A 22,733-nucleotide genomic window follows, 5' to 3' on the forward strand; every position below is an offset into this window, starting at 1 on the left:
AAAAGCGAATATGATGAGCACTCACTCGGCTTTAACTGCTCCCAATCACTTGCACCCGATAACGGCGACTCATGCTTAGTAACAACATAACCAAACAATTTTGGCGCTATTCTATTCCATCCGTTATCGCCATGGTGGTAAGCGGTGTTTATTTGATTGTAGACGGGATCTTCATTGGTCATGTGCTGGGCGCGTCAGGCTTAGCCGCCATTAATCTCGCCTGGCCGATTATTTTTTTGGTCACCGGTTTAGGTTTAATGGTGGGGGTCGGCGCAGGGGCGCTAATCTCAATCGCGAGCGGTAAAGCACAACAGACTAAGGCGCAAAGTTTGCTTAGCCATGCCTTACTACTGATGTTCGTGATGGCAGCCTTATTTACTAGCTTATTGTGGGCCCTGGGGGAGACGCCGATCAGGGTTCAAGGCGCTAGCGGCGATATACAGCAAATGGCCGAAAGTTACCTCAGCATATTAGGCAACGGCGCTTTGGTCGTACTTTGCAGTTGTGCCCTCCCCATTTTGATTCGCAACGACAACTCCCCTAACTTTGCTACGGTATTGATGATAATTGGCGCAGTGGCTAACATCGGTTTAGATTATTTGCTCATCGTTCATTGGAACTGGCAATTAGCCGGAGCAGCTTATGCTACTTTGGGGGCGCAAGCCCTAGTGATGCTATTAGCCTTAGGCTATTTTTTCTCACCCTATAGTACGTTAAGCTTTCAGTTCAGCCGCTTTACACTAAACACTGGCTACTTAGCGAACATTGCCAACTTAGGCTTAAGTAGCTTCTTTACTACCGTGTACACCGCCTTCATTACGGTGATCCATAACTATTTATTTCTACGCTACGGCAGCATTACTGAAACAGGCGCCTACGCGATTGTGCTCTACCTCAGCGTTATTTATTACTTTATTGCAGAAGGCTTTGCTAATGGCATGCAGCCGCTTATTTCCTACAATTACGGTGCCAAACGTTACGACAATGTACTAAAAGTGATGGCTTTGGGTTTTAGTATTATATTAGGTACCGGATTGGCGGCGGTGGTACTGATTAACTTGTTCAGTGAATTGAGTGTTGGCGTTTTTAACAACAACGACCCAGAGTTACTCAGCGCCACTGTAACGGGGATCCGCTTGCACCTGTGGGCGATGCCCTTTGATGGCTTAGTATTTACTGCCGCAGTGGTGTTTCAGTCGATTAACATGGCCAACCGCGCAACACTCATTTCGCTGGGCAATATGGCCGTTCAATTGCCATTTATGCTGATTTTGCCGATGACTCTTGGAGTGACAGGTATTTGGTTGGTTATGCCGGTTTCTACGGTGTTATTAAGCATCTTGGTGACGGGGTGGTTAATCAAATTAGTGAGCAAACTCAAGGCCGAAGCGTAATTGGTGTACGCCAATAAAAAACCGAGCACTAAATAGGCTCGGCCTTGTCAATAATAAACAGGCCTATGGCAAGGCTTGGCCACGCGAAGTCACATAAAGCTGATACCACTGCTCTCGGCTTAACTGTACTTTAGTCGCATCAGCGCAAGCACGAATACGATCTACGTTAACGCTGCCAATCACTGGCTGAATACCGGCTGGATGGCGGATTAACCACGCTAACACAATGGCTTCAGTAGAGCTTGAATGTTGCTCGGCATATTGCCGAACCAACTGAGCAGTATCTCGCTGAGCTTGACTAGCATTTGATAAATCTGCCCCACTAAATAAACCACGCGACAGACTGCCCCAAGCCTGAATTTGAACCTTGTTCATCGCACAATATTCTAAAGTGCCAGCAGTAAAGCTGTGGCCTAAGGCTTGTTGGTCGTTCACGGCAATATTGTGATTTAGCCAATCTAACTTAGATAAACTCATTTCTAACTGATTGGCCACCAGCGGGAAGCTTAATGCTGATTGCAAGTAAGCAAGCTGAGTCCCACTCATATTCGATACACCAAACTGTTGCACTTTACCGCTGTCTTTCAAGGCTTGCAGCACTTCAGCCACTTCGTCCAATTCAGCCAAAGGATCAGGACGATGTAACATCATCATCTCAATACTGTCACTTTGTAAGCGTTTTAAAGACGCTTCAGTACTGTGGCGAATATAATCTGCCGACCAATCGTAGCGACCACACCATTGGTCATCGCCAAAGCGAATCGCACACTTGGTTTGCAAAATTATTTGATCACGCAACTCAGGGCGCTGCGCCAACACTTGACCAAATACCTGCTCGGCTTTACCCATCGTGTAAATATCGGCGTGGTCAAAATAATTAATGCCAATGTCTAAGGCTGCATCAATGGTAGCATGAGCTTGATTTAAGTGTTCTTGATTAACAGGAGAGTTATCCCAGCCACCGCCTAAACCCATGCACCCATATACGAGTCGACTAGCCTTAGGAAAAATTGAATTGATTGGTGATGCAGCCATGATTACATGCCTTTGTTTTAACGAATATTGGGCAAGTATAACGAGAATTCAGTAACAGCAGATAGGTTTATAGGCAGATTTTTCGTACTATAGTACGAATATGGCAAGTAAAGACAGCACTAAACCTGCTTAGTGCTGCCGACTGGCTTACAAAAGATCTCTAATGCGGTAGTAAGTCATTGCCATCACCAACGCTGGGGTACGGAGCAAGCGACCACCAGGGAAAGGCATATGAGAAATTTTATCAAAGATATCAAAGCGCTCAGACGTTGCCATGATGGATTCGGCCATCAAAGTGCCGGCTAAGCCTGTAGCGGCAATACCATGACCAGAAAAACCTTGGGCAAAATACACGTTAGGCGCAATTCGGCCAAAATGCGGAGCACGATTAATGGTAATGCCGACATTACCGCCCCAAGCAAACTCCACTGGCTCACCCGCTAATTGAGGAAATACCCAATCCATTCGTTGCTTCATGGTAGCGGCTAGGTTTCTTGGCTCGATCCCAGAATAACTGACACGACCACCAAACAACATGCGGTGATCAGCCGAGCAACGGTAGTAATCCAATACAAAATTGATATCACATACCCCCATATTGTTGCCAATTAAGCTGCGAGCACGCTCTTCACCTAAGGGTTTGGTGGCGCAAATGTAAGTACCCACCGGCATAACGCGGCTTTCAAGTTTACTATTTAAACCTTCCATATAGGCATTGCACGCTAACACCACGTGTGAACAGGTCACTTTTGCCTGAGCGGTATGCAAGGTCACTTTACTGCCGTGCTCAATTTTTATAACCTTGCTGTCTTCATATATCTCTGCACCAGCTAATGCGGCCGCTTTAACTAGGCCTAGAGTGTAATTAAGCGGGTGTAAGTGGCCACCATTTGAATCAAACATTCCACCTAAATAGCGCGGGCTATTTAATTCGCTAGCCAGTTTTTCTTGGTCCCAATACGCTAAGCTGTGGTAAGCATAATCGTCTTCAAGCTGACGGTGCCAAGCTTTAAGCTCCTCAACGTGGCGCTCTTTAATCGCTACGTGGATTTGACCGTCTTGCCAATCACAATCAATGTTGTGTTTTTTGATGTTGTCTTTGGTAATGGTTAAGGCTTCAGTAGATAAATCCCACATTTTTCTAGCGTCGTCTTTACCCATCATCTTTTCTAGCGTGGATTGCTCAGACGCCCAACCAAAAATAGCTTGGCCACCACTCCGACCAGAAGCCCCCCAACCGACGCGGGCGCCCTCTAGCAACATTACTTTGTAGCCTTTTTCAGCTAACTCCAGCGCGGTTGTTGCGCCAGTAATGCCAGCACCAACCACACATACGTCAACCTGGTGCTCGCCAGTTAACTGCGGATAATCGAGTTGCAGGTTAGCACTCGCAGCATAATATGAAGAAGCGTGTTGCGCTTTCATGTTCTCACCTTTGATGTTATTACGAAATCCTTGCTGTCCTTGGCTTGGCTTACACCATTTGTTGGTACCATTGCTGCTCTAACGGTGTAACGGCGGCTTCAAATCGCTGCCATTCATTGAGTTTGTTTGCATGATACACATGGCTGAAATCGTCTCCGAGCAGATGCCATAAGCTTGACTGATGAAACTCATTTAGGGCTTGTTCCCATGAGGTAGGCAAAGCAGGTGCGTGTTCTTTGCTGGCATCCCCACTCACCGGTTCGGCGCAGGATAGTTGCTGAGCAAGACCGTGCTGAATACCAAACAGTAGCGCCGACATAACAATATAGGGGTTGCAGTCTGCGCCGGCCACGCGATGTTCAATCCGAGTATTCTGTTTGCTACCTGAAGGAATGCGTAGCGCCACGGTACGATTATCCCAACCCCAGTTGGCTTGTAAAGGCACAAACATATCGGGTTGAAAGCGACGGTAAGAGTTGGCATTAGGCGCTAATAAGGCTATAGCCTGAGGCATAGTGTCTAATAACCCCGCCAAAGCATAGTGCAGCACACCCAGATCTTCAGCGAAGACATTTTTGCCTTGCGCATCTAACATACTAATGTGTACATGGCAGCCGTTGCCTGAATGTTCGGCGTAAGGCTTCGCCATAAACGTGGCATTGTAACCATGCTTTTTAGCGACCGCTTTAATCGCTCGTTTTAACAATATGGCTTGATCACAAGCCAACAATGGGTCGGTTTGGTGCTGCAAGGTCACTTCAAACTGGCCAGGCGCATATTCAGCAATCACGTTGTCGCTAGGAATATTTTGGGTATGGCAATAACGTTGGATATCTTGAATAAACTCGGCAAACTCATCTAGCTCATCTAAGGAGTAAACTTGCGTTTGCTCCATTCTTTGCTGAGACAAGGGTAATAACGGCGGTAAAGGTTGCTCGGTATCGGCAGCCGCATCTAATAAATAAAATTCCCATTCAATAGCAACACAAGGGAAATACTCTTGCTGGTGTAAACCTTTTAAGGCTTTGCATAACAACTGACGAGGGTCTGCAAAAAATGGGCGACCATCAACCTCGTGCATGGTTAGCAAGGCTTGGGCGGCATCGTTTTTCCAAGGGATCATACTTAAGCTATGCGGCAATAAATGACAAATTCGGTCGCCATCTCCTTGGGCAAAACCTAAACCTGTTTGTTCAACCGTTTCACCGCAAATATCAAGTGCAAACACCGAAGCAGGTAAACACATGCCCTCTTCGGCAATTTTAAGCAGTGACCCCACTTCAATACGCTTGCCCCTAATAACGCCATTCATATCAGCGAGCATCAAATCAACGCTTTTTAACTGAGGATGGTCATTTAAGAATTCTTGCACTTGCTCAACCAGCGAAAGCGGCAAAGTTTGCGGCTTGTGTTTCAACATAATTAACAGTCCCCTTGGGTAAACATCCCTTTTACCCTTTAGATTTACACCATAGTGTTAAGTATAATGCAAACGTTTTTGTCTATAAGGCATATTTTAGCGAAAAAATTGGGTTTTATTTAACACTTGGTTGACATTCATCCCATTTCATGACAAATCTTAATAGCACGGAGCAAAAACGTCTCGTCCAGTAGATATGCCCCGCTTTACTAAACAGACTAATGACAGGTGATTATGGAAAACGTCAGGAAGTGGTTTGCTGAAAACCGAATAACCGAAGTTGAGTGCCTAATACCAGATATAACCGGAAATGCCCGCGGCAAAATTATTCCGGCGAATAAATATCTAAAAGAAGGAGGGATGCGACTACCCGAGTCGATCTTTTATCAAACGGTTACCGGGGACTGGCCTGATGACGACAATGGCCTGTTTGATTGGACCGAGAAAGACATGAGCTTAGAGCCTGACACCGATAGCTTACGTTTTGTTCCTTGGGCAAAAGAACCCACTGCACAATTGATACATGACTGCTACAACGCCGACGGTGAGTTGATCGGCATGGCACCGCGTTCAGTATTGAAAAAAGTTTTAGACTTGTATGAAAAAGAAGGCTGGAAACCGGTGGTTGCTCCAGAGCTTGAATTTTTCCTAGTTAAAAAGAATCTAGATTGGGATTACCCATTAGAGCCACCGATTGGCCGGAATGGACGCCCTGAAACTGCCCGCCAGTCGTTCAGCATTGATGCGGTAAACGAATTTGATCCACTGTTTGAAGACATGTACGACTATTGTGAAGCGCAAAATCTAGATGTGGATACCTTGGTGCATGAATCGGGTGCCGCGCAAATGGAAATCAACTTTGATCATGGCGAGCCGGTACTAGCTTGTGATCAAGTATTTTTATTCAAACGCACCATGCGCGAAGCCGCCTTACAACATGACACTTATGCCACATTTATGGCTAAACCAATGGAAGATGAGCCAGGCAGCGCCATGCACATCCACCAGAGCTTAGAAGACTTAGACGGCAACAACTTGTTTGCCAATGATGATGGCAGTAACAGCGAACTCTTTCTCAGTTTCATTGCTGGCCTCCAGCAATATACACCGGCTAGCATTGCCTTTTATGCGCCTAACGTAAATAGCTATCGCCGCTTAATGTTTGGTGATTCAGCCCCCATCAACTTGCAGTGGGGCGTAGATAATCGCACCGTGGGTTTACGTGTACCATTGTCTGATCCCCGTAACCGCCGCGTAGAAAACCGCTTTGCTGGTGCCGATGCCAACCCTTATTTAGCCATGGCGCTGACCTTAGCTTGTGGTTACTTAGGTATGAAAAACCAACTAAAACCAACAGCCCAAGAAACAGGCGATGTCAGTGAAGACCGCTACACCCTGCCAGGCACCTTAGAAGAAGCGTTAGTCGCTTTGGAACAGTGTGAAGAGCTAAAAGAAATTATAGGTGAGCGATTTATTAGCTGCTACGTAGCGGTGAAACGCAAAGAGTACCAAACCTTTTTTAAAGTAATCAGCTCTTGGGAACGTGAGTTTTTATTACTCAACGTATAGCAAACTAAATGACTCAGCCACAAGGAGGCGAAATGAGCAAAGCAACATTGACGATACAGCAGCAAGACAGCGCCCATTGCCTGCATCCCTTTACTAACTTTAAAGAGTTAAATGAGAAGGGTGCGAAGGTTATTGAACGCGGCGAAGGTATCTTTGTATACGACAGTGAGGGCAATAAGTTGCTCGATGCGATGGCTGGCTTGTGGTGTGTTAACTTGGGTTATGGCCGTCAAGAGTTGGTTGATGCCGCAGCCAAGCAAATGCAGCAGCTTCCTTATTACAATTTATTTTTCCAAACTACCCATAAGCCAGCGGTAGAACTGTCTACGCTACTCGCTGAACTGACCCCTGAGGGGCTAAATCATGCCTTCTTTACTGGCTCAGGCTCAGAGTGTAATGACACGGTAGTTCGCATGGTTCGTCACTACTGGGCAAGCAAAGGCCAACCTGAAAAGCTCAATATTATTAGTCGCAATAACGCCTACCACGGCAGCACAATGGCTGGCGCGAGTTTAGGAGGCATGGGCTTTATGCATGCTCAAGGCGGCTTACCCTTACCTAACATTTGTCATATCGACCAGCCCTACTGGTTTGAAGAAGGCCAAGGACAAGATCCTCAACAGTTTGGTGTGGAACGCGCCCGCCAACTAGAACAAAAAATTCTCGAATTAGGTGAAGATAAGGTAGCTGCATTTATCGCCGAACCTATTCAGGGTGCTGGCGGCGTGATTATTCCACCTGATAGCTACTGGCCTGAAATTCAGAGAATTTGTGATAAATACCAAATTTTATTGATTGTTGACGAAGTCATTTGTGGCTTTGGCAGAACCGGCGAATGGTTTGCCAGCCAAACCTTTAATATTAAGCCCGATTTATTGTGCATGGCCAAAGGCATTACTTCTGGTTATTTGCCGCTAGGCGCAGTCATGGTATCAGATGAAGTCGCCAATGGCTTAATTGAGGCCGATACCGAGTTTGCTCATGGCTTTACCTATTCAGGCCACCCAGCCGCTTGTGCAGTGGCAATTGAAAACATCCGCATTATGCAGCAAGAAAACATAGTGCAAAACGTCCGCGAAAAAACGGCGCCTTATCTGGCGAAACGTTGGCAAGAACTGGCCGAGCACCCGCTGGTGGGAGAAGCAAGGACTAAAGGCCTAGTGGGTGCCTTAGAGTTAGTGGCAGATAAAACCACTAAGCAGCGCTTTGCTAAAGATCTTAGTGCGGGCTCGGTATGTCGAGACCACTGCATAAACAACGGACTCATTATGCGGGCTTGTGGTGAAACCATGATTATTTCACCACCGCTAGTAATCACAAAATCAGAAATAGACCAGTTAATCACACTGGCGAAAAAGAGTTTGGATGACACTCTGCAGGCATTGAGTTAATCCGGGTAGCAGTACGAGTAATCACCTCAAGGAATTGGAGAACACAAATGAACAAAGCAACACTGAAGTTTACGCTCGCTTCGATACTAACTGCCACAGCGATGAATCTGCAGGCAGCTGAAGAGAAAGTACTAAACGTTTACAACTGGTCTGATTATATTGCTGACGATACTATCGCCCAGTTTGAAGCCGAAACCGGCATTAAAGTGGTTTATGATGTTTTCGACTCGAATGAAGTACTCGAAGCGAAAATACTTTCAGGTTCAACCGGTTTTGATTTAGTGGTACCGACATCAGACTTCCTAGCTCGCCAAGTACAAGCTGGCGCGTTTATCAAACTGGATAAGTCTAAGTTACCTAATTACAGCAACTTAGATCCTAAAATCATGTCAATGTTAGATGAAACATCCGACCCAGGTAACGAATATGCGGTCCCTTACCTTTGGGGAACTACCGGGCTAGGTTATAACGTTAATAAGGTAAAAGAAGTTCTGGGTGATGACGCGCCTCTAGATAGCTGGGATTTAGTTTTCAAGCCTGAAAACATGGAGAAACTACAACAGTGTGGCGTCGCATTTTTAAATGCACCTACTGAACTATTTGCGGCAGCTTTGCATTACTTAGGCGAAGATCCTAACAGTGTAGATATTAAAGATTATAAAGATGACTCTGAAGCCTTCAAACTGTTAAAATCGGTTCGTCCTTACATCACTTATTTCCACTCTTCGCAGTACATTAACGACTTAGCGAATGGAGATATTTGTGTTGCTGTGGGGTGGTCAGGCGATGTATTACAAGCATCAGATCGTGCTGCTGAAGCAGATAACGGTGTTGAAATTGAATACGTTATTCCTAAACAAGGCGCATTAGCTTGGTTTGATTTGATGGCAATTCCAGCCGATGCACCACATAAAGAGAATGCTCACGCATTTATTAACTTCTTGTTACAGCCAAAAGTAATCGCAGAAGTCTCTAACTATGTTTGGTATGCCAACCCTACCCCTGCATCAAAAGAGTTTATTGATCCAGAGATCATCGGGCACCCAGGTATTTATCCGACCGATGAAACACTGGCGAAACTGTATGGTTCTAAAGTCATGCCAGCTAAGGTCTCTAGAACAATGACTCGCTCTTGGACTAAGTTTTTACAAAACTAGCTTGTACGCTTGTCACCCGCGAGGGTGACAAGCGCGTTTTTGTTTCTTTTTGGAGGGCCTTCGATGGCGGCGGTATCACAAATTTCAACGGCACCCGTGTCTGACAAACCTGACCCGGAACCCTTACTGTATATCAAAAATATCAGTAAAGACTATGATGGCGCGATAGCAGTAGATAACGTTAGCCTTACGATTAATAAAGGCGAGATATTTGCGCTGCTGGGTGCGTCTGGTTGCGGTAAGTCCACCTTACTGCGAATGTTGGCAGGTTTTGAAAAACCCAATGCAGGAAAAATCATCTTAGATGGCCAAGATGTAATTAACGTTCCTCCGCATAAACGCCCAGTAAACATGATGTTTCAGTCTTACGCGCTATTTCCCCATATGACGGTCGAGCAAAACATTGCTTTTGGCCTTAAACAAGACAAACTGCCTAAATCAGACATACAAGACACCGTCGTTAACATGCTAGAGCTAGTGCATATGAAGGCTTATGCAAAGCGTAAACCTCATCAACTCTCTGGCGGACAACGCCAACGCGTAGCGCTTGCTCGAAGCCTCGCTAAACGGCCAAAATTGTTGTTACTTGATGAACCCATGGGTGCTTTAGATAAAAAGCTTCGCGGCCAAATGCAGCTAGAAGTGGTAGATATCTTAGAAAAGGTAGGAGCTACCTGTGTCATGGTAACTCACGATCAAGAAGAAGCTATGACCATGGCGAGTCGTGTGGCGATTATGAATCGAGGCCAATTTATACAGGTCGGCGAACCAGAAGAAATTTACGAATACCCCAACTCTCGCTTTAGTGCCGAATTTATTGGCTCGGTAAACGTATTTGAAGGCGTCGTACGCGACAATGACAACGACAGTGCCACTATTGATAGCCCTGAACTTGGCTACCCAATTAATCTAAACCATGGTGTATCAGCCGCACCAGGGGTGCCATTCATGATTGCTGTTCGCCCTGAAAAAATGAGCATATTTAAAACCTTGAAAGGCCGAAATAGTAATGTATGCCAGGGGATTGTTGAAGACATCGCCTATCTGGGTAACCAATCTATTTACTATGTGCGACTCGCCAGTGGTAAACGCGTCACCGCGGCGATGCCCAATAGCAGTCGCCACCGTAATAATATGCCCACATGGAACGACTCCGTTTATTTATGTTGGCAAGCAGACAGCTGCGTGGTGCTAAAAATATGACCACTATCCCTATATCAAAAACCAAGCAGCGTATTGCTAGGTTAATTCCCACCGGACGTTGCATGGTACTCGCCGTGCCGTACTTTTGGTTGTTACTGTTCTTTTTAATGCCATTTTTTATCGTATTTAAAATCAGTTTCGCCGAGGCGGTAATAGCTATTCCACCTTATACCGAGCTATTGAGCATGGTGGATGAGCAAATCCAAATACTGCTCAATGTAGGTAACTATTACTATTTAATTGATGATGGCCTGTACTTAAGTTCATATTTACAGTCTTTGCGGATCGCCGGAATTTCAACACTACTGTGTTTTATCATCGGCTTTCCGATGGCTTGGGCAATTGTTCACTCCAGCCCAGCCAATCGAAACATTTTACTGATGCTGATTATTTTGCCCTCATGGACCAGTTTTTTAATTCGGGTTTACGCTTGGATAGGCATTTTGAAAAACAACGGCTTTCTCAACAATATTCTTATATATACCGGTATTATTGATGAGCCTTTACGTATCTTACATACCGATACAGCGGTTTATATAGGAATTGTTTACACCTATTTACCGTTTATGATTCTACCTCTGTATACCGCCTTAATGCGCCTCGATTTCTCGCTGATTGAAGCAGCGCGCGACTTAGGGGCATCAACCGCCACGGTACTATTTAAAATACTGCTGCCATTAACTAAAGCAGGTATTATCGCCGGCTCAATGTTGGTATTTATTCCGGCGGTAGGAGAGTTTGTGATACCTGAACTACTGGGCGGTCCAAATTCAATTTTAATTGGTAAAGTGCTTTGGCAAGAATTCTTTAATAACCGAGATTGGCCAGTAGCTGCTGCGGTAGCATCGGTAATGCTACTATTGCTAATGGTGCCAATACTATTCTTCCACCGCTATCAGAAACGTGAACTGGAGGCCGGCTAATGGACGCAATACCGGTTTATAAAACCAAATGGAAATGGGCAATTTTAGGCTTGGGCTTCTCCTTTCTCTACTTGCCAATTCTTAGCCTGATTATTTATTCATTCAACGCTAACCGTTTAGTAACGGTATGGAGTGGCTTTTCTACCAAGTGGTATGGGGCGCTGTTTCAAGACGATTTGCTGATGAATGGCATTAGCCTTAGTTTAACCATTGGCTTTTTGTCTGCGAGTGCCGCGGTTGTGCTAGGCACATTGGCAGCATTTGTGCTTACTCGCTTTGGTAAGTTTAAAGGCGAAACCAGTTTTGCCTTTATGATTACCGCTCCGCTGGTGATGCCAGAAGTGATCACCGGTTTAAGTTTGTTGTTGCTGTTTATTTCTTTAGGTCAGGTGTTTGACCTATTTAATCAGCGCGGCATGCTCACCATTTGGATAGCCCATGTTACTTTTTGTACGGCTTATGTCTCGGTAGTGGTCAGTTCGCGACTGCGTGAACTAGACCAAAGTATCGAAGAAGCCGCCATGGATTTAGGGGCGACGCCGCTTAAAGTCTTTTTTGTGATCACTCTACCGACTATTTTACCTGCGATTGTAGCTGGCTGGTTATTGGCCTTCACCTTATCGCTAGATGACTTAGTCATTGCCAGTTTTGTATCGGGGCCAAGTGCAACCACTCTACCGATGGTGGTGTTCTCGAGTGTGAGATTAGGCGTAAGTCCTAAAATTAATGCCCTTGCTACATTGATAATTGGTGTAGTATCTGTCGCTACTTTTATTGCTTGGTGGTTGATGGCCAGAGCAGAGAAACGCCGCTTACTCGAATTTAGAGCCAGTAACGCTGGCTAATCGACGTAGATTAAGGAACAAATTGTAATGGATGTTGGCAAACGACTAAAAAGTATCCGTTTAATGCGTGGGATTTCGCAACGCGAACTCGCCAAATTAAGCGGAGTAACCAACAGCATGATTTCGCAGATTGAACAAAATCAGGTTAACCCTTCAGTTGGCTCGATGAAAAAAATCTTGGATGCTATTCCAATCTCTATGGGGGAGTTTTTCACCCTAGAAATGGAAAGTGAAGACAAAATATTTTATACCCCTGAAGAGCTAACCGACCTTGGAGATGGGGTGGTAAAAATGCTATTGGTAGGCAGTAAACATACTGGCCGACAATTGGCTATTCTGCGAGAAGTCTATCCCCCCGGCGCGGATACCGGCACCGAGTTTATTCAACACGAAGGGGAAGAAGGCGGCATCGTTATACGGGGAGAAATTGAAATCACCGTAGGCAGTAAGTCTAAAGTACTTAAAGCCGGCGATTCTTACTATTTCGAGACTCGCAAACCACACCGCTTCCGTAATAAAAGCAAGGAAGAATGTGAGCTGATTAGTGCGGCTACCCCACCAACCTTTTAGGTGTATCACCGTTGATTAAAAAAAGCCGCTTCCTTGATGAAGCGGCTTTTTTGTTGGCCATCATGTATTAGTGAGCGACGGTAGGTTCCCCAACCGATGGGATTTTGCGTTTACCTTTGGCAATTAATGAAAATACCACTGGCACAAAGAAGAAAGACAGCATGGTGGTTAATACTGTGCCGCCTGCAATGGCAACAGCAAAAGGTGGCCAAAAACCACCACCGGCTAAAATCAGCGGTAAGAAGCCCCCCACGGTGGTAATAGTGGTAGAGCTAATATGCCGAGTACAACTTAATACCCCAAAGCAAATCGACTCACTATCACCCGCACAGGCTTTAGCATCAGATTTAAGCTCGGCGACAATCACAATCGCAGCGTTAATGGCTAAACCAATTAACCCGAGTAAACCAATAATCACCGTAAAGCCAAAGGGATAATTACCTAAAAATACACTTAATAGACCCAAACCCGCCGCTTGAATAGCGGTAAACATGATCAAAAAGCTCAACCTAAATGAGTTAAATGAAAGCACCACTACCGTCACCAGTAACACCGCAATAATGCCCACACTGGCTAATAGGTTGCCAACGGCTTCATTACGCTCTGCGCCTTCCCCGCCAAACTCCAAAGTGTAACCGGCAGGTAACGGTATGTTTTCTTCTATTAGGCGCTCTCTAAACACCTCTAAAACTTGCTCGGGTAAAATATCGGTAGTGAGGTAACCCTCTACCACATTAATCCGCTTACCATTGCGGCGAGGAATCTCTCCTCGGCTTGGTCGAATATCAAACTCGGCCAAAGAAGCCAAAGGAATATTTCCGGCAATCTCGCTGGTTAAGGTGATATCCCCTAAGCTAGCTAACTCTTTACGTTGTTCATCGGCTAGGCGGATCCTTACCGGTAGCGACTCACTGGCCTCTAATACGCTGCCATTAATGCGTCCTTCTAAATTAGCCTGTAATTGCCCCGCAACTTGAGTAAGGGTGACCCCACTCAGGCGTGAAGCATCCTCATTCATTTTCAACCACACTTTAGGAGTCCCTGCTAATAGGGTTGCTCGAGTGTGAATAACATGAGGGATCTCAGCCAATATCCGTCGGTATTGGTCACCTAGTTCTTTAAGCTGATCTAGATTAGGACCATATACCCTAAGTTCGATAGGCGCGTTAAAAGGAGGGCCTTGTTCTAGCTTGCGCACCAAAATTTGCGCTTCAGGGTAGAGTGAGTCTAACTCTGATTGTAATAAGGGAATCAGCCGGTTAGCCGCTCTAAAATCATCGGTAGTAATCATTGCTTGGGCATAGTTTTTTGCCCCTTGTTGACGCAGCATTAAGTTGTAATAGAACGAGGGGGCATTATTGCCGACAAACCAGCTCACTGACTTAATCCCCTCTTTACTGTAGAGATGTTCAGTCACACTCTCGGTTAAGCGCTCAGTGGCATAAATACTGGCTTGAGGCGCCATATACACTTCAATTTGGAACATATCTCGATCAGACGGCGGGAAAAATTGCTCGGTGAGGCTTCCGGCACTATAAAAACCAAACATCGGTAGCGCAGACACCAATAAAATAGTGATTTTAGGATAACGTAAACTGGCTCGTAAGCAGGCATGAAAGCCATTACTTAAGCTGGCTAATTGAATGCCTTTTTCATACCAATGATCAGCGGTTTGCTGCGAAGGTAGAAAATGCCCAGAGAAGGTTGCCACTAGGGTATGCGAGATAAAGTAAGAGCCAATAAGTGAGAAAATAACACTTAAAGCGATGCCACCCACAAACTCACCAGCGGGACCTGGCATCAATACGATAGGTAAAAAGGCCAGTATGGTGGTTAAAGTTGAGCCCAATAACGGCAGCCAAAGGTGTTTAATTGACTCCGTTACCGCCTGCAGCCCTGATTTTCCTTGCTGGCGTTTTTGCGCGATGGTATCGGCCATAACAATGGCATTGTCCACCATGATCCCCAATGCCACCACTAAGCCCGTGACCGACATCTGATGAATAGGTAAGCCGTAAAACTTCATGCATGCCAAGGTAAACATTACCGTTAGCGGCAGCGATAAACCTACAATCAATGCCGAGCGCCAACCTAGGGTCAGCAGTAATACCGCGACGATAATGGCAAAACCGATAAGTACGTTAACCACCAGCTCACCCAGTCGCTTAGAGGTATAACCGTCTTGTTCAAAAATGATCTCAGCATTCACGTTACTAGGCAAAATACTGCGAAATTCATCCAAAGTTTTATCGACGCGCGCGCTCCATAGATCAACGCGGTATTCAGCTAACATTCTAATGCCAACCACTACTGCAGGTTGACGTTCAACGACGGCTATCTGCTCAGGCGGAGACTTGAGCTGTCGGCTAACTGTTGCCAAATCACCCAAGCGATAGACAAAGCCATTTTCAGCACTACTAATGGGGATATCTTTAATGCGTTCTAGCGAGTCCAACTCGCCCTCTAATTCGAGCTGCATTCGGGTGTAGTCGTTGCTTAACTCACCGGCTGACACTTTAGCATCGGCTCCGGCAATCATTTGCGAAACTTGCTCGGTGGTAAGTTTTAACGCGGCCGCTTGGTAAGGTTCTATTTCAACCAGAATTTCTTCTACGCCTTGCCCCTGCAAATCTACAAAATCTGTACCAGAAACATTACGTAAACGGTTTTGTAACTCTTTGGCATAACGGCCTAAAATAGCTAGATCTGCCTCACCGGGCCCTACCCAGCGTAAGGCAACCAAACTGGTAAAGGCATAACCCCGATCGTCATCAACCACCGGCTCAGAAGTGCCCGCGGGTAAAAATGGCGGTAACTCTCCGACTAAGTCTCGAACCCTTGCCCAAATGGGGACAACATCAATCACGTCATCGTTCAGCTCCACTTGCAACACTGAAAACCCAGGACGAGAAGAAGACTGCACGCGTTTAATTTCGGGTAATTTTCTGATTTTGTTTTCAATTAGCTCAGTCACTAAAGCTTCGACCCGCTCAGCTGAAGCGCCAGGGTACTGAGTAACAATGCTAGCAAAACGGCTGGTTATTTTAGGATCTTCACTGCGTGGTAAGGTACTTATTGCTCCTAAACCCGCCACCACTATCAAAGTGATCAGTAGGGCGATAAAACGACCGTTGTTATAAATAGCAGCTATCATTACTGGCTAGCCTCATCGCTAATATTGCTAGGGTTAACCGTTTGACCGGGTACGTAGCGGTGCATGCCGGTGGCAACTATCGCCTCGCCAGGCTTTAACGCTCCGCGGACAAAGGCTTTATCTTCAGTGGCATAACGTACACTCACATCACGCCGCTCTAACTCATAATGACCATCGTCTTTTGCGACTATCGCGTAGATATTCCATAAACCTCGAACACCATCGGTAATGGCGCTAACCGGGATCCAATAGCCGGGTTCATTCACCCGTTCAATGACATTTAGATAAGCCAGTTGACCGCTAATCAAACGGTCATTTTCAGGCAAAGCAAAACGCAATTGTACAGTACGAGTTGCTGGGTCTACTTGCCCCCCCGAGGCGACCAAATCAACACTGTAATCGCGCTTAGCCACCGTGACAGATTTAGGGGTAAGCATGTCTACATGCTCTAGTAGCCGCACTGGCACACCCACTTTAATTTCATTAGCGCCAAGCTGAAGTACCGTAAGCACAGGCTGAGAAGCGCCTATTACCGCCCCTTCAGAAACGGTACGGCTGTCGATAATACCGCTGTAGGGCGCCAGCAGTGTGGACTTTTCAATGCGTGTTCTATTGGCTTTTATCGATGCATCAATACGCGCTTTATTCGCCCGTAACGATTTTTGTTGAGCGATCAGTTCATCAACACTTTGCTCGGAAGCATAGCCTTCAGTTTTCAAGGACTGAACCCGTTTAAGATTGGCTTTTACCAGTGAAGCATCGGCAGCTAGCTGTTGTAACTGAGCTTGTAAATCAATGAACTCGATCTCTAATAGCTCAGTATCTAGCTGCATTAATATATCACCTTGCTCGACCCGCTCTCCTTCATCAACGAAAATTTGCGAGATTTTACCCGCCAATTCAAAGCCAATATCAGCCCGTTGTTTAGCGATAACTTGACCGACAAACTGCCGTTCAACGGAATAGCTTTCACTTAAGACCGGTACAAAACTTTTAACTTGTGCCACGTTTTTTGCCTCCGCAGAATTAACCGCAGCGTCTTGTGCCACGACAATCAGAGGGATAAACAAAAAAGTGAGAGAAAATAGTGACCTAAGCATAGTAACGTCCAATGTAACCAATCTAATGAATGCATTACTCAGTGTAGAAAGAGTGTGCTTGAGTGTCTAGTGTTTGCCCACTCAATCGACAAATACTTATTAAGCTGCCCAACAGCGCACTGATTAGTTTGCCGCTAAATATCGTGCCCAGTGATAGCCACATAAGCATTCTCTCGTGCTCGGTCTTAGGCTTAACAAGCTTAACTATAGACCGTTGTTAGCTTGATTAAGCTGAATACGAGGCTAAATAGGCCTTTAGCACTATACTTAAAGCAAGCAATGTGGAGGGCAAACGATGAGTGATTGTAGTTTATTGCCTAAAGGCACCGACTTAGTGAGAGCGGTTAAATACATTGGTGAGCATCATTGTCATGATTATCGCTCGTTAAATGAAGTGGCGTTTCGCTTTGATCTAAACCCCTTGGATCAACAATTTATTTTGGACCATTTTTATGAGGCGCCCAAGCCCGAAGGCTTGGACAAATAGGCTTACTGGCCCACTACGTTAAATCTATCCAGGTAGATTTGAGCTCGGTATACTTATCCAAAGCGTGTAATGACTTGTCGCGGCCATTGCCTGACTGTTTAAAACCGCCAAATGGCATAGTCATGTCTCCACCATCCCAATTATTAACAAACACCGTACCCGCTCGCAAAGCTCGAGAAGTGCGAACCGCTGTATTGAGATCCGCAGTCCATACACCCGCCGCTAAACCAAAGTCGGTATCGTTGGCTAAGGCTATGCCCTGCTCTAAGTCATCAAATACTTGCACCACTAATACCGGGCCAAATATTTCTTGCTTCACAATGTCGAGGCTGGCATCTACATCGTCGAAAATTGTAGGCTGTATATAGAAGCCGCCTGTGTGTTGTAGGGCTTGCTCGCCACCACACAGTAATGTTGCACCTTGGCTTTTTGCTCCTTCAATAAAGCCAAGCACCCGTTGCATCTGCGCTTCATCCACCATGGCTCCCATACTTGTTGTTGGGTCGAGAGGATTACTAGGCTGCCATTGCTCGACTAAATTTAGCATTTTGTCGAGCAATAATTTATGGATACTGCGATGTACAATTAACCGTGAGGCTGCAGTACATACTTCACCTTGGTTATAAAAGATCGACGCTACCGCGGTTGCCGCGGCTTTATCGAGGTCAGCCACATCGGCGCAGACTAAGTTTGGGCTCTTGCCACCACACTCCATAAAAGCGCGCTTAAGGTTAGATTGACCAGAAAACTCTACTAGCTTTTTACCCACCCCAGTTGAGCCTGTGAAGGTAATACAGTCTACATCCATGTGCAGCGCTAAAGCTTGGCCAGCCGTATGCCCATATCCTGGCAGTACGTTAAACACACCATCAGGAATGCCCGCTTGTTGAGCCAATTTAGCCAACATTAATGCACTCAATGGTGATTTTTCAGAAGGTTTAAGAATGACCGAATTACCAGTAGCTAAAGCTGGACCAATTTTCCAAGACGCCATCACTAAGGGAAAATTCCACGGTACGATTGCCGCTACCACCCCTAAGGCTTCTCGGGTCACTAGGGCTAAGGCATCACGGGTGACAGGGGCAACTTCATCATAAAGTTTGTCGATAGCTTCGGCATTCCAAGCTATGCAACGAGCCGCTGCCGACGCATCGTAAGATAGCGCATCAGCGATAGGCTTGCCCATGTCTAAGCTTTCTAACAAGGCTAATTGTGAATGGTGCTGATCGATCAAAGCAGCAAATTTTAGTAACACGGCTTTGCGCTCGGCCGGGGCTTTATTTGACCAAACACCTTGGGTATAGGCATCACGGGCCGCCTTTACCGCAATCTCTACATCGGCGGCATCACACTCGGCAACGCTGGCTAATCGCTCACCGTTCGCCGGATTGATGCAAGCAAAGGTCTTACCAGAAACAGCATCTACGAACTTCCCGTTAATAAATGCTTGTTGCGGAAACTCTAATTGAAGAGCCTGTTGCTGCCAATACTGCACATCATGTTGCGTCATGTTACCTCCGAGTAAACCATCACTGTCATTCAATAATTAACAAAACTACACAAATATTAATTATTATTCTAGGGTTGATACAATTTATTTAACAGTTTATGTTTGAAGCATTGTTTATTTTAGGAATCCAAAGATGCAGATTGCTATTCTTAACTGCGATCGAGTAGACCCGCATTTAGCCAAAACCTTTGGTGAATATCCCGATATGTTCATTCACCATTTATCGGCGCAGGACTCTCGCTTAAGTTATCAAATATTTAACACCCTAGAAGGTGAGTTACCTGAACTGGAGGACTTTGATGGCTTTCTGATCACCGGCAGCCGACATAACGCTTATGATCAGCATCCATGGATATTGCAATTGCAAACTTGGATACAGCAATGCCACCAGCTAAAACGCCCCTTAGCAGGTATTTGTTTCGGCCATCAAATAATCGCCCGAGCACTAGGTGGTGCGGTTAGTAAATCAGATAAAGGTTGGGGTTTAGGCGTTGCTCAAAATAGCTTAACTAAGCCCCCTTCATGGTCTGAGCTAAGTAGCGAAAGCTTTAATATTTTAGTCAGTCACCAAGATCAGGTCAGCCAATTACCCGATGCAGCAGTGCTGTTAGCCAGTAGTGACTTTTGCCCCTATTTCATGTTTCAGATCAGCGAACATATCTTTGCTATTCAAGGACATCCTGAATTTGATAAAGACTACGCCGCAGCGCTAATTGATAAAAGACAACTGATCTTATCGCCCAATCAGTTCGTTTTAGCTAAGTCGAGTCTAAATCATACACTTAACGCAGAGCTGGTGTTTACTTGGATTTTGCAAATGTATCGTCAAAATGTCTGACAAAAAAATCAATTATTCGGCTTTTCTGTAAAGATTGTGTAAAAGCGCGGCATTGGCTATCGACAACACGCTATTGGCAACGTTAAATAACGCTAATAAGGATATTCAATTTAAATAGGGATAAAGATGCAGCGGCTGTTAAGGGCGTGGATCATATTAGGGAGCACGCTGCTACTAGGATGTAGTATGACCGATACTCCTAATCACAACGAGGTTCCTGAAGTTTCAGCCCCTAGTTGGACCAGCAGCTATCAATCAGGCAGCTTTGTTGACCAACGCTTCGAACAAGCCCTGCCTGTCCCCTTGCAAGAGTTAGTCACAGAAGCGCTAAGCAGCAATCCCGCGCTGCGACAAGCTGGTTATTCGCTAGACCAGCAGCTTTATCAGATACAAATTGAAAACGCCCAACAATGGCCTAGTGTTAATGCTTTTGTTAGTGGGCAACGCAGCGGCGCGAATAGCAGCTCAACCTCTCAACTCAGCTTAGGTGTTGATTTCAGCTGGGAGATTGACTGGTTAGGCAAACTCGATGCTCGCCAACAAGCCGCGGTGCTTGATGCAAAAGTCAGTTTTGAACAATGGCAACAACAGCAAATTGATTTAGCGGCTACCACCGCACAACAATGGTACAACGTGCTTGAAGCTCAGCAGCAGCTGGCCTTGATTAACGAGCGTTTTAGCAATCTCAAAGCCAATTTGCAGATTATTGATGAGAGTTACCAAAGTGGCCTTAATAGTGCCTTAGATGTGTATTTAGCCCGAGCCGATTTAAGTGCAGCCCAAGTACAACAAAATAATCGAGTCAACCAACTAAGCCAAGCGCAAAGAGAGCTAGAATTGCTACTAGGGCGTTATCCCAGCGGCACCATTTTAGTCGAGGGTGAGTTAAACGTTCCTTTAGACACCCTTCCTGCCGGTGTACCGTCTGAATTACTGCAACGTAGACATGATATTAAGGCTGCCCAATACCAATTAGCCGCAGCCGACCTGCGGGTGTATGCCGCCTATCGCGATCGCTTTCCTAGCCTCACGCTAACCGCCAGCGGTGGTAGCCAGAGTGAACAACTTAATCAGTTATTAAATGGTGATTCAGTTGTGTGGTCATTATTTGCCGGTATTACAGCGCCCATATTTGACGCCAACCGCCGAGAAAACTTGCAATTACAGCAATATGCCCGCGCTCAATCACTCAACGCAGCCTATCTAGAGCAAGTATTAAGCGGTTTTGCCGAGGTAGAAGAGCGCTTAAATCTTGAACCCAGCCTCTATCAAAATGCCCAATTGTTAGCGGCCGCAGCTGAAGACTCAAAACAAGCGGAAACCCTCGCCTTTGAAAACTATTTAGCGGGTTTAAATGGCTACGTAACGGTACTCGAGTCTCAGCGACGCGCCTTTGACGCTCGCAGCAGCGCGATTAGCGCACTCAATTTACAGTTACAAAACCGTATCGCGCTATACCTAGCCTTAGGTGGCAGCTTGAATCAGCCACAAACTACCCGTGAGGCCTTTGCCTCAGAACCACTATTTGAACCTGGAGCTTAGCCTACAATGGCCAAATTACTGAGATTGAGTTTGCCGTTAATCGTTATCATCATCGGCATTGCGGTTAGCCAATATATCAAAGCAAATAAACCAGAGGCGCAACGCAAGCCCAAGGCACAAATAGCTAAATTATCGGTAGAAGTCAGCCCGCTTCAAGCACAAGACTATGTTGCTAAAGTTAATTCTTACGGCAGCATTCAAGCTCATACCGAAGCTAACTTGATCTCTCAAGTTGCTGGCAGTATTACCTATGTAGCAGCCAACTTTCGTGAAGGAGCCTTTTTTGAAAAAGGTGAAGTACTACTAAAAATTGATGCCAGAGACTATCAGAACGCGATTACCATTGCCGAAGCAGAACTACAGACCACCCAACTGCAATTAGCAGAAGAGTCAGCCAAAGTAGAACAAGCATTGCGTGATTGGAAGCGTTTAGGCAAAGGTAAACCGGCCAATGACTTAGTATTACGTAAACCCCAACTGGCAGCCCAACAGGCGGCTTCAGCCTCGGCAAAAGCTAAGTTAACGAAAGCCAAGTTGGACTTAGAAAGGACCATTATTCGCGCGCCTTACGCCGGTAGAATCATCGACAAAAATGTAGAACTGGGCGAATACGTCAGCAGTGGAACTAAGCTGGCCAGCAGTTATGCCATTGACTACCTAGAAATACGTTTACCGTTAAGCTCACGTGAACAAAGTGTATTAAGCATTCCTGAAAACTACCGCCAACGGGACAGCTCAGAGGCTAAACCCGAGGTTCAAGTCAGTACTCAGTTTGGTAATAAGCAATTTAGCTGGCAAGCACAAATAGAGCGCAGTGAAGCGGCGTTAGACAGCAGCAGCCGGCAGCTGTTTGTAGTGGCACAAATTGATGATCCTTATGGCCCAGCAAATGAAGATAAACCACCGTTAAAAATTGGCCAATTTGTTAGTGCAAGCATCACCGGCAATACCCTCAACAATGTGTTTGTAATACCCCGCAGTGCACTTTACTCAGACCAACAAGTCATTATTCTTGAAGATGGATTACTGCAACGTAAAAGCGTGGATGTGGTTTGGCAAGACCCGCAACACTTCATCATTGAAGGCGGCATTGAAAATGGGCAGGTACTGGTCACAACGCCACTGGGCAGAGTGATCAGTGGCACCCCAGCACAAGCGGTAGGAGAGTAA

General features: G+C 45.8%; 18 protein-coding genes. 12 read left to right on the forward strand and 6 right to left on the reverse strand.

Annotated features, from left to right (window positions below; all coding sequences use genetic code 11):
• Positions 1–71 precede the first annotated feature (71 nt).
• Entirely contained in the window at positions 72–1,394 is a 1,323-nt protein-coding gene (locus ACVFI8_RS08450; protein WP_457873596.1) for an MATE family efflux transporter, read from the forward strand.
• Positions 1,395–1,457: 63 nt separating this feature from the next.
• Here the strand turns inward: ACVFI8_RS08450 and ACVFI8_RS08455 are convergent, their stop codons facing one another.
• The 3 genes from ACVFI8_RS08455 to ACVFI8_RS08465 all read right to left on the reverse strand — a co-directional run bounded on the left by ACVFI8_RS08455 (position 1,458) and on the right by ACVFI8_RS08465 (position 5,274).
• Complete coding sequence (locus ACVFI8_RS08455) at positions 1,458–2,429, reverse strand: aldo/keto reductase (protein ID WP_457873597.1); 972 nt, start codon at positions 2,427–2,429, stop codon at positions 1,458–1,460.
• Positions 2,430–2,576: 147 nt separating this feature from the next.
• Complete coding sequence (locus ACVFI8_RS08460; protein WP_248713906.1) at positions 2,577–3,854, reverse strand: NAD(P)/FAD-dependent oxidoreductase; 1,278 nt, start codon at positions 3,852–3,854, stop codon at positions 2,577–2,579.
• A 49-nt stretch (positions 3,855–3,903) separates the two neighbouring features.
• On the reverse strand, positions 3,904–5,274 hold the full coding sequence (locus tag ACVFI8_RS08465; protein ID WP_457873598.1) for a glutamine synthetase family protein: 1,371 nt from the start codon (positions 5,272–5,274) through the stop codon (positions 3,904–3,906).
• Between the two features lie 234 nt (positions 5,275–5,508).
• Between ACVFI8_RS08465 and ACVFI8_RS08470 the strand changes: the two genes are divergently transcribed.
• The 7 genes from ACVFI8_RS08470 (at position 5,509) to ACVFI8_RS08500 (ending at position 12,932) form a co-directional block, all read left to right on the forward strand.
• Positions 5,509–6,843 (forward strand): glutamine synthetase family protein, encoded by a 1,335-nt coding sequence (locus ACVFI8_RS08470; RefSeq protein ID WP_248713904.1) that lies wholly within the window; start codon positions 5,509–5,511, stop codon positions 6,841–6,843.
• A gap of 32 nt (positions 6,844–6,875) precedes the next feature.
• Positions 6,876–8,234, forward strand: coding sequence for an aspartate aminotransferase family protein (locus ACVFI8_RS08475; protein ID WP_248713903.1), 1,359 nt, complete (start codon positions 6,876–6,878; stop codon positions 8,232–8,234).
• Between the two features lie 47 nt (positions 8,235–8,281).
• Positions 8,282–9,391 (forward strand): extracellular solute-binding protein, encoded by a 1,110-nt coding sequence (locus ACVFI8_RS08480; protein ID WP_248713902.1) that lies wholly within the window; start codon positions 8,282–8,284, stop codon positions 9,389–9,391.
• A 63-nt stretch (positions 9,392–9,454) separates the two neighbouring features.
• Entirely contained in the window at positions 9,455–10,594 is a 1,140-nt protein-coding gene (potG, locus tag ACVFI8_RS08485) for a putrescine ABC transporter ATP-binding subunit PotG (protein WP_457873599.1), read from the forward strand.
• Positions 10,591–11,517: a putrescine ABC transporter permease PotH gene (gene potH / locus ACVFI8_RS08490; protein WP_248713900.1), complete on the forward strand. Its 927-nt coding sequence runs from the start codon at positions 10,591–10,593 to the stop codon at positions 11,515–11,517. The genes potG and potH overlap by 4 nt, the downstream gene beginning before the upstream one ends.
• Entirely contained in the window at positions 11,517–12,362 is an 846-nt protein-coding gene (locus tag ACVFI8_RS08495) for an ABC transporter permease subunit (RefSeq protein ID WP_248713899.1), read from the forward strand. Before potH ends, ACVFI8_RS08495 begins: the two co-directional genes overlap by 1 nt.
• Positions 12,363–12,389: 27 nt before the next feature.
• On the forward strand, positions 12,390–12,932 hold the full coding sequence (locus ACVFI8_RS08500; protein ID WP_248713898.1) for a cupin domain-containing protein: 543 nt from the start codon (positions 12,390–12,392) through the stop codon (positions 12,930–12,932).
• Between the two features lie 67 nt (positions 12,933–12,999).
• Here ACVFI8_RS08500 and ACVFI8_RS08505 read toward each other — a convergent pair whose 3' ends face one another.
• Both ACVFI8_RS08505 and ACVFI8_RS08510 read right to left on the reverse strand, forming a co-directional pair.
• The gene (locus ACVFI8_RS08505; RefSeq protein WP_248713897.1) at positions 13,000–16,086 is read right to left on the reverse strand and encodes an efflux RND transporter permease subunit; all 3,087 of its coding nucleotides are present in this window, start codon (positions 16,084–16,086) and stop codon (positions 13,000–13,002) included.
• A complete protein-coding gene (locus ACVFI8_RS08510; protein WP_248713896.1) occupies positions 16,086–17,186 on the reverse strand; it encodes an efflux RND transporter periplasmic adaptor subunit in 1,101 nt (366 codons plus the stop codon). The genes ACVFI8_RS08505 and ACVFI8_RS08510 overlap by 1 nt, the downstream gene beginning before the upstream one ends.
• A gap of 295 nt (positions 17,187–17,481) precedes the next feature.
• On the opposite strand from ACVFI8_RS08510, the gene ACVFI8_RS08515 reads away from it, so the two are divergent.
• Entirely contained in the window at positions 17,482–17,673 is a 192-nt protein-coding gene (locus ACVFI8_RS08515; RefSeq protein WP_248713895.1) for a hypothetical protein, read from the forward strand.
• A gap of 13 nt (positions 17,674–17,686) precedes the next feature.
• Here the strand turns inward: ACVFI8_RS08515 and ACVFI8_RS08520 are convergent, their stop codons facing one another.
• Complete coding sequence (locus ACVFI8_RS08520) at positions 17,687–19,183, reverse strand: aldehyde dehydrogenase (protein WP_248713894.1); 1,497 nt, start codon at positions 19,181–19,183, stop codon at positions 17,687–17,689.
• 133 nt (positions 19,184–19,316) lie between these two features.
• On the opposite strand from ACVFI8_RS08520, the gene ACVFI8_RS08525 reads away from it, so the two are divergent.
• The 3 genes from ACVFI8_RS08525 to ACVFI8_RS08535 all read left to right on the forward strand — a co-directional run bounded on the left by ACVFI8_RS08525 (position 19,317) and on the right by ACVFI8_RS08535 (position 22,733).
• Positions 19,317–20,021: a glutamine amidotransferase-related protein gene (locus ACVFI8_RS08525; protein ID WP_248713893.1), complete on the forward strand. Its 705-nt coding sequence runs from the start codon at positions 19,317–19,319 to the stop codon at positions 20,019–20,021.
• Positions 20,022–20,207: 186 nt separating this feature from the next.
• Positions 20,208–21,563: a TolC family protein gene (locus ACVFI8_RS08530; protein WP_248713892.1), complete on the forward strand. Its 1,356-nt coding sequence runs from the start codon at positions 20,208–20,210 to the stop codon at positions 21,561–21,563.
• Positions 21,564–21,569: 6 nt separating this feature from the next.
• On the forward strand, positions 21,570–22,733 hold the full coding sequence (locus ACVFI8_RS08535) for an efflux RND transporter periplasmic adaptor subunit (protein WP_248713891.1): 1,164 nt from the start codon (positions 21,570–21,572) through the stop codon (positions 22,731–22,733).

Source organism: Agarivorans sp. MS3-6, assembly GCF_054112545.1.

Coding starts and splice junctions, on each gene's coding strand:
- ACVFI8_RS08450 (WP_457873596.1), top strand. CDS start 72: ATGCTTAGTAACAACATAACCAAACAATTTTGGCGCTATTCTATTCCA.
- ACVFI8_RS08455 (WP_457873597.1), bottom strand. CDS start 2,429: ATGGCTGCATCACCAATCAATTCAATTTTTCCTAAGGCTAGTCGACTC.
- ACVFI8_RS08460 (WP_248713906.1), bottom strand. CDS start 3,854: ATGAAAGCGCAACACGCTTCTTCATATTATGCTGCGAGTGCTAACCTG.
- ACVFI8_RS08465 (WP_457873598.1), bottom strand. CDS start 5,274: ATGTTGAAACACAAGCCGCAAACTTTGCCGCTTTCGCTGGTTGAGCAA.
- ACVFI8_RS08470 (WP_248713904.1), top strand. CDS start 5,509: ATGGAAAACGTCAGGAAGTGGTTTGCTGAAAACCGAATAACCGAAGTT.
- ACVFI8_RS08475 (WP_248713903.1), top strand. CDS start 6,876: ATGAGCAAAGCAACATTGACGATACAGCAGCAAGACAGCGCCCATTGC.
- ACVFI8_RS08480 (WP_248713902.1), top strand. CDS start 8,282: ATGAACAAAGCAACACTGAAGTTTACGCTCGCTTCGATACTAACTGCC.
- potG (WP_457873599.1), top strand. CDS start 9,455: ATGGCGGCGGTATCACAAATTTCAACGGCACCCGTGTCTGACAAACCT.
- potH (WP_248713900.1), top strand. CDS start 10,591: ATGACCACTATCCCTATATCAAAAACCAAGCAGCGTATTGCTAGGTTA.
- ACVFI8_RS08495 (WP_248713899.1), top strand. CDS start 11,517: ATGGACGCAATACCGGTTTATAAAACCAAATGGAAATGGGCAATTTTA.
- ACVFI8_RS08500 (WP_248713898.1), top strand. CDS start 12,390: ATGGATGTTGGCAAACGACTAAAAAGTATCCGTTTAATGCGTGGGATT.
- ACVFI8_RS08505 (WP_248713897.1), bottom strand. CDS start 16,086: ATGATAGCTGCTATTTATAACAACGGTCGTTTTATCGCCCTACTGATC.
- ACVFI8_RS08510 (WP_248713896.1), bottom strand. CDS start 17,186: ATGCTTAGGTCACTATTTTCTCTCACTTTTTTGTTTATCCCTCTGATT.
- ACVFI8_RS08515 (WP_248713895.1), top strand. CDS start 17,482: ATGAGTGATTGTAGTTTATTGCCTAAAGGCACCGACTTAGTGAGAGCG.
- ACVFI8_RS08520 (WP_248713894.1), bottom strand. CDS start 19,183: ATGACGCAACATGATGTGCAGTATTGGCAGCAACAGGCTCTTCAATTA.
- ACVFI8_RS08525 (WP_248713893.1), top strand. CDS start 19,317: ATGCAGATTGCTATTCTTAACTGCGATCGAGTAGACCCGCATTTAGCC.
- ACVFI8_RS08530 (WP_248713892.1), top strand. CDS start 20,208: ATGACCGATACTCCTAATCACAACGAGGTTCCTGAAGTTTCAGCCCCT.
- ACVFI8_RS08535 (WP_248713891.1), top strand. CDS start 21,570: ATGGCCAAATTACTGAGATTGAGTTTGCCGTTAATCGTTATCATCATC.